Annotated in this window: 7 protein-coding genes and 1 pseudogene; 6 read left to right on the top strand and 2 right to left on the bottom strand. The window is 72.3% G+C overall.

Annotated elements, in window-relative coordinates:
• The first annotated feature begins 241 nt into the window (after window positions 1-241).
• Both ACFYZY_RS28835 and ACFYZY_RS28830 read left to right on the top strand, forming a co-directional pair.
• Entirely contained in the window at window positions 242-1,702 is a 1,461-nt protein-coding gene (locus ACFYZY_RS28835; RefSeq protein WP_388699929.1) for an NUDIX domain-containing protein, read from the top strand.
• Window positions 1,690-2,118 (top strand): annotated as a pseudogene (locus ACFYZY_RS28830) (NUDIX domain-containing protein); the annotation flags it as partial. The gene ACFYZY_RS28835 and the pseudogene ACFYZY_RS28830, both read left to right, overlap by 13 nt.
• A gap of 225 nt (window positions 2,119-2,343) precedes the next feature.
• Here the strand turns inward: ACFYZY_RS28830 and ACFYZY_RS28825 are convergent.
• Window positions 2,344-3,861 (bottom strand): PQQ-binding-like beta-propeller repeat protein, encoded by a 1,518-nt coding sequence (locus ACFYZY_RS28825; RefSeq protein WP_388699927.1) that lies wholly within the window; start codon window positions 3,859-3,861, stop codon window positions 2,344-2,346.
• Window positions 3,862-4,425: 564 nt separating this feature from the next.
• Here ACFYZY_RS28825 and ACFYZY_RS28820 point away from each other — a divergent pair.
• Window positions 4,426-5,661, top strand: a complete 1,236-nt coding sequence (locus ACFYZY_RS28820) for a phosphatidylserine/phosphatidylglycerophosphate/cardiolipin synthase family protein (protein WP_388699924.1) — start codon at window positions 4,426-4,428, stop codon at window positions 5,659-5,661.
• A 244-nt stretch (window positions 5,662-5,905) separates the two neighbouring features.
• On the opposite strand, the gene ACFYZY_RS28815 is transcribed toward ACFYZY_RS28820, so the two are convergent.
• On the bottom strand, window positions 5,906-7,072 hold the full coding sequence (locus ACFYZY_RS28815) for a twin-arginine translocation signal domain-containing protein (RefSeq protein WP_388699920.1): 1,167 nt from the start codon (window positions 7,070-7,072) through the stop codon (window positions 5,906-5,908).
• 390 nt (window positions 7,073-7,462) lie between these two features.
• Between ACFYZY_RS28815 and ACFYZY_RS28810 the strand changes: the two genes are divergently transcribed.
• From ACFYZY_RS28810 to ACFYZY_RS28800, 3 genes are all read left to right on the top strand, one after another.
• Entirely contained in the window at window positions 7,463-8,911 is a 1,449-nt protein-coding gene (locus tag ACFYZY_RS28810; RefSeq protein WP_388699917.1) for a hypothetical protein, read from the top strand.
• 144 nt (window positions 8,912-9,055) lie between these two features.
• On the top strand, window positions 9,056-9,466 hold the full coding sequence (locus ACFYZY_RS28805) for a hypothetical protein (RefSeq protein ID WP_388699914.1): 411 nt from the start codon (window positions 9,056-9,058) through the stop codon (window positions 9,464-9,466).
• Window positions 9,467-9,523: 57 nt separating this feature from the next.
• A complete protein-coding gene (locus ACFYZY_RS28800; protein WP_388699912.1) occupies window positions 9,524-10,156 on the top strand; it encodes a hypothetical protein in 633 nt (210 codons plus the stop codon).
• Window positions 10,157-10,420: the final 264 nt, after the last annotated feature.

The raw sequence follows: 10,420 nt of genomic DNA, 5'->3' as shown, positions 1-10,420 counted from the left end.
CACCGGGGACGCGTCGTCGAGGACGGCACCCACGACGACCTCATGGCCCGCGCGGGCGGCCTGTACCAGGGCATGTTCACCGCCCAGGCCGCCCAGTACGGGCACGCGCCCGCCGCCGGCGCGGTTCCCGGTCCCCGCGGCGCCCGGCCGTCCGGCCGCGAAGCGGCGAACTGACCCACCGACGCGACCTCCACGGCCCGGCCCGCAGCACATCCCCCACGTCGAAGGCGAGACCACGCTCGTGCCTCCCAGCCCCTCCTCGATCCGCAGGACCGTCGACGCGTACCTCGGCCGCCACCCCGACGAGCGTGACGCCCTCGCCGCGCTGCTCGCCGCCCTGGACCGGCCCGCCGACGTGACCGCCCGGACGACGCTACCCGGCCACGTCACGTGCAGCGCCGTCGTCATCGACCACCGGCACCAGGTCCTGCACGTCCGGCACCTGGCCACGGGAGGCCTCGTGCTCACCCCGGGCGGCCACGTCGAGCCCGGCGACCGCACGTTGCTCGCCACTGCGCTGCGCGAGGTGTCGGAGGAGACCGGAATCCCTCCGGGTGCCCTGTGCCTGCCCCGGCAGACACCCGGCTCTCCGATCGACATCGACGTTCACGACATCGACGCCGACCCCGCCAAGGGCGAACCGGCGCACCGCCACTTCGACTTCCGCTACGTGTTCCACCTCGCCGACGACGACCCGCCGGTGATCACCCCGCAGGACGAGGAGGTGTCCGGTGCCCGGTGGCTCCCCCTGTCGGAGGTCACCTCACCGACCCTGCGTACGAAACTCCTCCACGCGCGGCTCGACGGGTGGGCCGAGCCCGTGAACGCGTCCGCGATCGTCCACGACGGCCACGGCCGGTACCTGCTGCACCTGCGGGACGCCGACAAGCCGTGGATCTGGGAGCCCGGGTGCTGGTCGCTGCTCGGCGGCGGCCGGGAGCCGCAGGACCGCACGCTGCTCGACACGGTCCGCCGGGAGTTGCGCGAGGAAGCCGGCCTGACGGTCGCCGGCCTGGAACCGTACGCGGTCGAGCACGTCACCGGCACCGAAGGGACCCGCGTGCCGATCCAGTTGTTCTCCGGCCGCTGGAGCGGCGACCCGGCCCGTCTGCCGCTCACCGAGGGCGTGATGCTCGCCTGGGTGCGGCCCGAGAAGTTCACGCACATGACGATGCTGCCCTCGACCCGGGAACTGCTCGAGCGGCACGCCGCCGAGCACCCCGCGCCCGCCGAAGGGGCCCCGCGGGCCGAGTCGCCGTCCGGGGCGGTTCTGAACGTGGTCGGCGTCCACCTCTACCTGGAGCGGGACGGCCAGGTCCTGCTGGGTCTGCGCCACCCCGGCTCGGCGTACGCGGGCGGGTCCTGGCACGTGCTCGCGGGCCACTGCGAGGCGGAGGCCGCGACCGCCTGCCTCGTGAGGGAGGCGTACGAGGAGGCGGGGCTGGTGATCGACCCGGCCGGCGTCGACCTCGTCCACACCGTGCACATGAGGGAACGGCCCACGGACCCGCCCCGCGTCCAGCTCTACTTCCGCGCCCACGGCTGGAAGGGCACACCGGAGCTGCGGGAGCCGGACAAATGTGTCCGGTGGGAGTGGTGGAACGCCGAGGATCTGCCCGAGCCGATCGTCCCCTACACCCGTGCCGCGATCAGGGGCATCCGGGCGGGACGCAACTACACTGAACTCGGGTGGTCGCGGTGACCGGGTCCGGCACCGCGGGCGCGGCGCGCGCCTCCCGCTCCGACGGCACCGGGGGGCGGCACACGGTACCGGTGGACGTGCACCTGATCGCCGTCCGCTACGGGGAGGAGGGGCCTGAGGTGCTGCTGTCGCGCCGGGCCGGCGCCGTCTACGCCGCAGGGCATTGGCACGTTCCCTCCGGTCACGTCGGCGACCCCTTCGAGGACGTCGTCACCGCGCTCGTCCGCGAGACGCACGAGGAGACGGGCCTCGTGGTGGAACCGGACGACGTGCGCGGCGCGGTCACCGTGCACCACCGGGACCCCGGCGGGAACGCGCGCGTCGGGTTCTTCTTCGAGGTCCGCCACTGGACCGGGACACCGGAGGTCAGGGAACCCGCGGTGTGCGACGGCATGGGCTGGTTCTCGTTGGGCGCCCTGCCGGAGCCGATGGTCGCCTACTGCCGTGCCGGGCTGGACGCCTACCGGACCGGCGCCACCATGGCACTGCACTTCCAGGAGCCGGGCGACCCGATCGGCCACGATCCGGCCGCCGACCGGCTCCGCGCCCTGCCCTCCCTCTCCCCCGCTCCCGGCTCCGGCTCCGTACCGGCCCGCCCGCGCGGTCTGCCTCCTGCGCCGTCGGAGCCGACCGCGTCGGCGTCAGGGGGCAAAGGAGAGCATGCGGGGCTCGCGGGCGGCGTCGTTGCCGCTCAGGACGGTGGGCATGATCACGAGCCGGTCGCCCACGTAGGCGTTCCTTCCGACTGCTCCCGCACCGAACTCGACCTTCGCGGTGAAGGCGGGGAGCCGCATCACTTCCTTGACGTTGTCCGCGCTGCCGGGACCGATCCGGAGGACCTGTCCGGCCCTGCTGCTCGTGCCCAGCCGGTAGACGATCCCCGTCCTGCCCGGTCCCACGCCCAGGGGGTAGTAGCCGTACGAGGTCCCCTCGGCCTTCACGCCCCAGACCAGCATCCCGGTGCCGAGGTCGTAGGCGCCGGCGCGGTCGGTCCCGCCGAGCAGCACGAGCCCCCCGCCGACGACGGCCTCCCGGCACGCCTGGGCGTTGGCGCTGGTGTCGATGGAGTCCCCGCAGTGCTTGAACCCCTTCGGGCGAGGGTCGATGGTCCTGCGGACCTTGCCGTCGGGTCCGAGGGCGACGACCCGCCAGTTCTCGGCATGGGTCTCCCGGTGCGCGGTGGTGATCACGGCCGGTGAGACGGACAGCACCTGGCCGATCCTCCAGCCCGGCTCCGTCCGGTGGCGCCAGTGAACCTTGCCCGTGGCCGGATCGATCTCCCGGACCTGGTCGTACGCCTTCTCGAGCGCGGCGATCGCGCAGTCGGCGAGCACCAGGAGCCTGCTGCCGCCCGCCACCCTGCCGGGATAGCACTTCCCGGGGTTCTCCAGGGGGATGTCGTACAGCTTCCTCCCGTCGGAGACCTGGTACGCGGCGGCCTTCATGCTCTGGACGATCGCGACCGTGCCGCCGCTGATCGCACTGTCCACGATGATCGTGCCGTCGTCCGTGCCGGTTTCGGCCAATTGCTTGTGCCAGCCCTCCTTTCCGGTGCGCAGGTCGATCATCCGGAGCTGGTTGCACCGGGCGCCCGTCCACGCCTCGACGTTCTGCAGGACGATGACGACCTTGCCGTCGGGAGTCGTGTCGACCGGGGTCTCGCAGACGGGAGTCGGGAGGTCGACGCTCCACACCTGGGCCCCGTCGCCGAGCCGGTGGGCGACGACCCGCTTGTAGATCGCCTGGACGACGGTGTCACCGACGATCCAGAGGTCCTTGGTCGAGATGTACCGGTTGGGCAGATCGGTGCGGTCGTCGACGATCCAGGCGCCCGCCTCACCGGCCCGGCGCTGCCGCGCGATCTCCGCGGTGGTCGGGACGCGGGAGGGCGACGGGATGGGACGGGCACTGGTCTTCGGCGGCGTCGTGGCCGACGGGGTGCGGTTCTCCGCTCCGGCACGGTCCGCTCCGGACCGCTCGTGAAGGACGTACGAGCCGGCGCCGAAGAGCAGCAGCAGCGCGAGGACCGCGGCGACCAGCAGCCTGCGACGGGGCGGGCGGGGTGGCGGCGGGCCGTACCCCTCCAGCGCGTACGGGTTGTCCGGCACAGGCCAGGGCGGCGGGTTGTGTTTGTACCAGGGCTCGTGCGACTGCGACATGCGGGTTCCCTTTTGCAGCAAGGCGGGCGGCCTCCCCACCGGGCGAACCACGCCGGGGTGCCCGTGACGGGGTGCCCATGACGGGGTGCCCATGACGGGCTGGAGAAGAACTCCGGGGCGCGTCCCGGACTTCGACGCCGAGCCGGATCGCGGGGGCGGTCCTCCTCCGTACTCACACGGGCCGGGAGGGCACCGTGACCTGACGGCACAAGGCCGACCACAGGCCCGACGAACTCTGGCACGGCGCGCTGCTCTTCCGATGAACTCCCGCTGAAAGCCGGCGGCCGCGACAGGGCGGCGGCGCAAACCTGCCGCTCCCCTCGTCCCGGCCGTCGCCGGGCCTTCCGGCCGGCCCGGCGGTGATCCGCTCCACGAGGGCGGTGCGGCCGGCCGCGCGGTCGCGCCGACCGTCCCGCGGACCGGAGCGGGGCACCCGGGCGGGGTTGTGATCGCACCGTGAGGGCCGCGTCGCAGTCCGCTACCCTCACCTTCCGTCCGTCACGTACGCGCGCACGCGTGCGTGCAACCGAGAGAAGGCCGATGCACGGCCGGGGAGAACACCACATGAGATCACCTCACGTCAGAAGCATCACGAGCCGTGGCGGGACCGGCATCCTGCTCGCCTTCGCCGTCCTCGCCGCGCTGCTCATACCCGCGCGCAGCGCCGACGCCGCGACCGTCGCCACCGGGCCGATCTTCAACCGCCCCACCGGTGACACCGCCGCCCAGCAGGCGATCCGTTCCCAGGTGCGGTCCGTCATCGCCAACGCGGACAGCGGCTCGATCGTCCGGCTCGCCATGTACCACCTCTGGGACGACACGATCGCGGCCGACCTGGTCGACGCCAAGAACCGCGGCGTGAACGTCCGGGTCGTCCTGGACCGCACCACCCTCGACTACCCCTCCTCCTACGACACGCTCCGGGCGGCGCTCGGCACGAGCACCTCCGCCGCGTCGTGGGTGGCGCTCTGCGCCTCCGGTTCGTCGTGCCTGGGCCCGGCCGGGACCGGCATCAACCACAACAAGTTCCTGCTGGCGAGCAGCGTCGCGGGCGGCACCCAGAAGAACGTCACCGTGCAGCTGACGTCGAACCTGACCCCGTCCAACTACAGCCGCTACTGGAACAGTTCGCTCACCGTCGCCGGCAACAACGAGCTGTACGACGGGTACGTCGCGTACTTCACCAAGCTCCCGGCCCAGAACCGCGCGGCCTGGTCGTACACGTACGGCAACGCGGGCGACTACAAGTACTACTTCTTCCCCCGTGCGGGCGGCGACGAGAGCACCGACACCGTCGTCAACGCCCTCGACAACATCACGTGCCGCTGGAGCGACGCCTCCGGTGCCCACCGCACCACCGTCCACGCCGCGATGCTCAAGATCACCCGTCAGGCCGTCGCCGACAAGCTGGCCGCGCTGGCCGCTTCCGGGTGCCTGGTCGACCTGGTCTACAGCGAGACGGACGCCGGCACGTGGAACGCGCTGCACGGCGTCTCCGGTCTGACCAACCGCTGCTACCAGCACGACGACGACGCGGACGCGACGACGCCCCGGCGGATCGTGCACTCCAAGAACCTGATGATCGACGGCATGTACGCGGGTGAGGTCCAGAAGGTGATGTGGACCGGCAGCCACAACTGGAGCGGACCGGCCCTGCGCAACAACGACGAGGCGATGCTGCGGGTCACCGCGCCCTCCGTGTACGACGCCTTCGAGGCGAACTTCCAGGCCGTCAAGTCCGCCGCGGTGCCCGGCACCAGCGACAACGTCGCCATCTGCAAGAGCGACGACACGGACTGACCCCGCGCGGTCCCGGCCGGCGGGACCGATGCGGCCGACGGGTCCGGTGGGTCCGGTGGGTCCGGTGGGCGTCCCACACCGGCGGGGCGCCGCACGCGAGGCGGGCGGGGTGTCCACCGCCCGCCTCGGCCGGCGGACGAGACGGCCGGCGGTCCCGCCGTCGGACGGAAGGGTCCCGGTTTCCGCGCACCGCACCGCGGGCGGCGGCCGGTCCGGCGGTGGGCAGCCGGTGGCGCAACCGGTCTCAGAGGTCGTGCGCCGTACCGCCCCGTCGGGAAGCCGGGCCCGTCCGGGTGACGGGGCAGGCGCCCTTCCCGGTCCCGGCGGGCGCGGAACGTGCCCCCGCGCCCGGCCTCGTCGCACCGAGCTGGTCCAGGATCTCGTCGGCGAGCAGGTCCTGCGGGCCCTTGAGCGCATCGGCGGCCGTCCGGTCCGTAGGAAAGACCAACTCGGCCGCGATGTTGTCCTGCACGATCCGGGCGAGGTTGTCCAGGGCCACGAAGACCGGGTCCGAGGGCGGTTCGGCGGCCGGCAGGTCGATCAGGTGGGTGGCCACCTTCGCGGGGTTCATGCACGGCCCGATGATGATCGAGTTCTGGTTCAGCTCGGACGTGGCCCACTGGGACAGCACGACCGTGTACAGGTCCCGCCACGCCTCCTCCCCGATCCGGGCCCGCCACTTCCGCAGAACGGCCCGCACGCCCGCGATCTGGGCCTCGGCCGCGTACCTCATGTTGGTGCGGATGCCCTCGTGCACGCGGTGGGAGAAGTCCTCGAACGACCTGATGCCGACGGACCGGGCCGCGGTGGAGACCTCGATGAACGAGAGCGCGCCGTCAAGCACCCGCGCGCACGAGACCGCCATCTCCGGCGGGACGCCGGCCCGGTCGAGCTGCTGTCGGGCCGCGGCCAGGGTGTCGGCGTAGCGCCGGAGCGGCGTGATCCAGTCGGTGGCCGCGCCGTCCCCGAACGCGACCATGGCGAGGTCGTGCGGGTCGATGCGGTCCGCGCCCGGCACGTTCGGAACCCTGTCGCCCAGGTGGGGCGCGATGATCGAGAAGATGCCGAGCGGCACGTGGCTGACGGACTTCGCCAGCTCGAACACCTCCCCGACGGGGTGCAGCGACTCCTGCGTGCCGTCGTGGACGAGGGTGAACCTTCCGCCCCTGGCGTCGTTCTGGACCACCAGGACGGGACCGAGCCGCGCGATCAGATCCGCCTTGAGCGCGGCGTAGTGCGCCCGCGTATCGCGGTTGACCGCCAGGATCGCCTCGCGGGCCCGACGGCGCCGGGCGGCCGGGGCGTCGGCGGGTGCTCCGCCGCCGTCCCCGGCCGCCGCCGGTGAGGCCGCGAGGCCCGCCATGACGCCGGCCGCGGTGGTGCGGCCGAGGAAGCTTCTGCGTGTGGTCATTCTCCGCCTTCCGTGGGGCCCGCTCGCCGGGCTAGGGGCGGGGGCCGTGAAGCCGTCGGCGCCCGGCGCGCCCTCCTCGCGGGAAGGCACCGGTGCGCCGTCGGCCCCGGCAGAAGGACAACGAGCCCGGGCACCCGCACGCATCGGGTCGCCGCGCATCGGGTTGTGCGGCGGCGCCGTGCCGGCGCGGCGCCCTCCCGGCCGGTCCGCGATCCGGCCCCGCGGACGCGGGACGGCCCCGGGGAGCAGGAGCCTCCTCGGCGGTCCTACCAGCGTCAACGCCCTTGTGGGGGCACAAGGGCGGAATTCGGTCACCGGCCTGGACGCGGCTTCACGCGGATTGAAATGATCTCAGCCCCTACCCGCCTCCGCTGGAACGAAGGGCAGAGCATGCCGTCTCCGCACCACCCTCCGAAGTCCCGCCCCAGCCGGCGCGCCGGCTGGGGCGCCGCGCTTGCCGCGGCGGTCCTGGCCGTACCGGCCCTCGGTGCTCCCGCACAGGCCGCGACCCCCGGAGACCCGGCCGCCGCCTCGTCCTTCAACCTCAAGCCCGGGCCGGACCTGAGCGGCGCGGTGACCGCGCTGAAGGCGGCCCTGCCGACACAGGGCGTCCAGGACCTGCTCGACCAGGCCAACCGCGTCGCGAAAACCGGCGCGTCGTGCGTCACGGACCCGTTCGGTACCGGTGACAACGGCGCGGTGCTCGCTCCGGCCAGAAAGCTCTGCTGGGACGGGGGCGACTCCGGCACCGAGGAGTGGATCCCGCAGGGCATCACGGGCGTCTCGGACGCCCAGGCCGACGAACTCTGGGGAACCCGCAAGCCGCTGGTCGCCGCCTGGTACGACAAGGCGAGCACCAGCCTGTGCGCGGCGGACCCCGGCACCTGTCCCGACAAGGGCGTCAGGCTGTCGTTCCTGGACCCGGAGACGCCGGTGACGGGCACCCCCGACGGACGCCGGTACCGGCACGTCCTCCTGGCCGAGCCGTACTTCAACTCGTACGGCAACGCCTCCTACAGGGCCGTCGACGTCCACGCCGGAGGCATCGCCTGGTACAAGTACTACCTTTACGTCGCGGACACCATGAACGGCCTGAGGGTCTTCGACATGCGCTCCGTCCTGGACCTCAACCCCGACCAGAACGCCTCCGTGGACGACACCACGCTCAACGGGCTGAAGAGCAACGTCACGGACGAGAGCAAAATCGGCCGTCAGAGCAACGTCTACTACGGTCACACCTACCGGTACGTGATGCCGCAGGTGGCGTCGTACAAGTTCGTCGCCCCCCAGGGGAACTCGTCCGCGGGAACCTGCGTGGCCACCGGGGCCCCCAAGGCGTCGTACATCTCCGTCGACCGCAGTTCCACCGCCGATCCGGCACTGATCATGGGCGAGTACTGCAACTCCGACACCGACCACCCCGAGAAGGGCCGTGTCGGCGCGCTTCCCATCGACGACACCACCGGCCTGCTCAAGGAGACCGGCGGAACGGTCACCGCGACATCGGCGTACTACCTGCCCCGCGACCTCACCCAGGGTGCCGCCCGGTACGACGGCATGTACTACTTCAACCGCAGCTACCTCAACAACAGCGGGAGCCTGCGCCGGGCCACCGTCACCGGCGGCCGTCTGGTGGACTACGGAAGCAACATCACCAACGCGGTCGGCCCCGAGGACCTGTACGTCGAGCACGGCCAGAGCGTGCCCGGCGCCACCCAGTACCTCTGGTCGCTGACCGAACACCGCGCGGACGGTACGGCGGGCTGCACCGACGCGGGCTCCCCCTGCGGCCGGGTGCTCTACGCCCACCGGCTGAGCGACGTCCTGGCCCGTCCGTAGCGTCCGGGGCGGCCGGCCCGTGGACGGGGGCCGGCCGCCCCGGACGCCCTCGTAGGCGTTCCCAGGCCCCGTCCGGCGAGGAGCGTCACGGTTCCGGGGCGGGGGAGGCCCCGTCGCGTCAAGTCCCGATACGGAGAGCAGAGAATGAATCCTGCCCGTCGGCTCACGCTGGTGATCGCGCTGCTCGTCCTCGCGGGCCAGGCATTTCTCAGCGCCGCCTACCTTCTCTGGTTCTTTCCGGTCTTCGCCGGCGGAATCGGTCCTGGCGACTCCGAGGCGTCCACGGAAGGCTCCGGCCTGTTCGTCCTCGCGTCCCTTGCGGCCGGAGCCGTCGTCACCGCGTCGAACATCTGGGCTCTGCGCGGAATGACGCGGACCCTGCGGGGTGGACCGGCAGCGACCCGTCCGTTCCTCGTGGCGGCGGTGGTGCAGTTCCTCACCCTCGCGGGTTCGCTGGTGACAGAGCTGACGCCCCTGGCCGCGACGGCAGCGTTCTCGCTGCTGCTCGTGCTCGCCGGACTCCTGCTGGAAAGCCGGTCCGAGCGGGCGGCCTGACCGGTCGTTTCGCCTGCCGGCGTCCTGCGACGCGCCGGGGCGTGGGACAGTCGTCGGGTGTCCCACGACATTGCTTACCCCGTCTTCCGCACCCCCCATCCGGAACTCGCCCTGCGCACCGCACGCCGTCTCATGGAGTTCGGCCGCTGCGAGTCCTCCGAAGTCGCCGCGTACGCGGAGCTCTTCTCCGTCGCCGAGGTCCGGCGGGCGGCGGAGGCGCTGCCCGAGGGGTGGTTCCGCGGGGCGTCCCGGAGGGGGGAATTCGAAGGGATACCGTTCGAGGAGCAACCCGCCTTCGTCTTCGGCGTCCCGGCGGGCGACCTGCCGGCCGGGGAAGCCGCGTTCGAGGGGCGGCTGCCGGTGGAGTGGGGCACATCGGACCTGCCGATCGGCAGTGTCGAGGACGCCTTCACGGCGGCGATCGGCCCGAACGCGGGTGCGATCAACTGGCATTCGCTGTGCTGGCCGGACGCGCCGGAGGCTGGATTCCACGGCGATTCCAAGCACGCCGAGGTGACGCTCCTCTTCAACACCCGCAGCCGCGCTCTCCACGAACCCGCCGACGACCACACCCTCCTCGTCCACGTCCGGAGCGCCGTCTTCGACGGTGTCCAGACACGTGAACCGTACGCCCACTGGCTCGCCGCGCAGGTGGGGCTCACGGTCATCGGTCCCGGGCAGGAGGACTGAAGCCGGTCCGCCGACACCCACCCGCGCGGTCGGCGGTGCGGTCGCGGGACGGCGGTGCTGTCCGCCCCCGTTACCGTCTTCGTGGCTCCGCAATGGGGCTACCGGCCTTCGGGCCCAGCATGACTTCCCCCCTTGTTGTTGATGATCCGGGGGGGGTGGTGTCACCGGGTCCGGAGGCATCGACGGACCGCTGATGAGGGGCTTGAGCACCGGCTTCACCCAAGACCGGAAGAGCTCTCCGTAACGTGGATGTGGCAGCTCGGT

This window comes from Streptomyces sp. NPDC001744 (assembly GCF_042892575.1).
Lineage (GTDB): Bacteria > Actinomycetota > Actinomycetes > Streptomycetales > Streptomycetaceae > Streptomyces.
The sequence above is the reverse complement of the archived record's forward strand: the minus strand, read 5'-3'. Positions and strand labels throughout refer to the sequence as shown.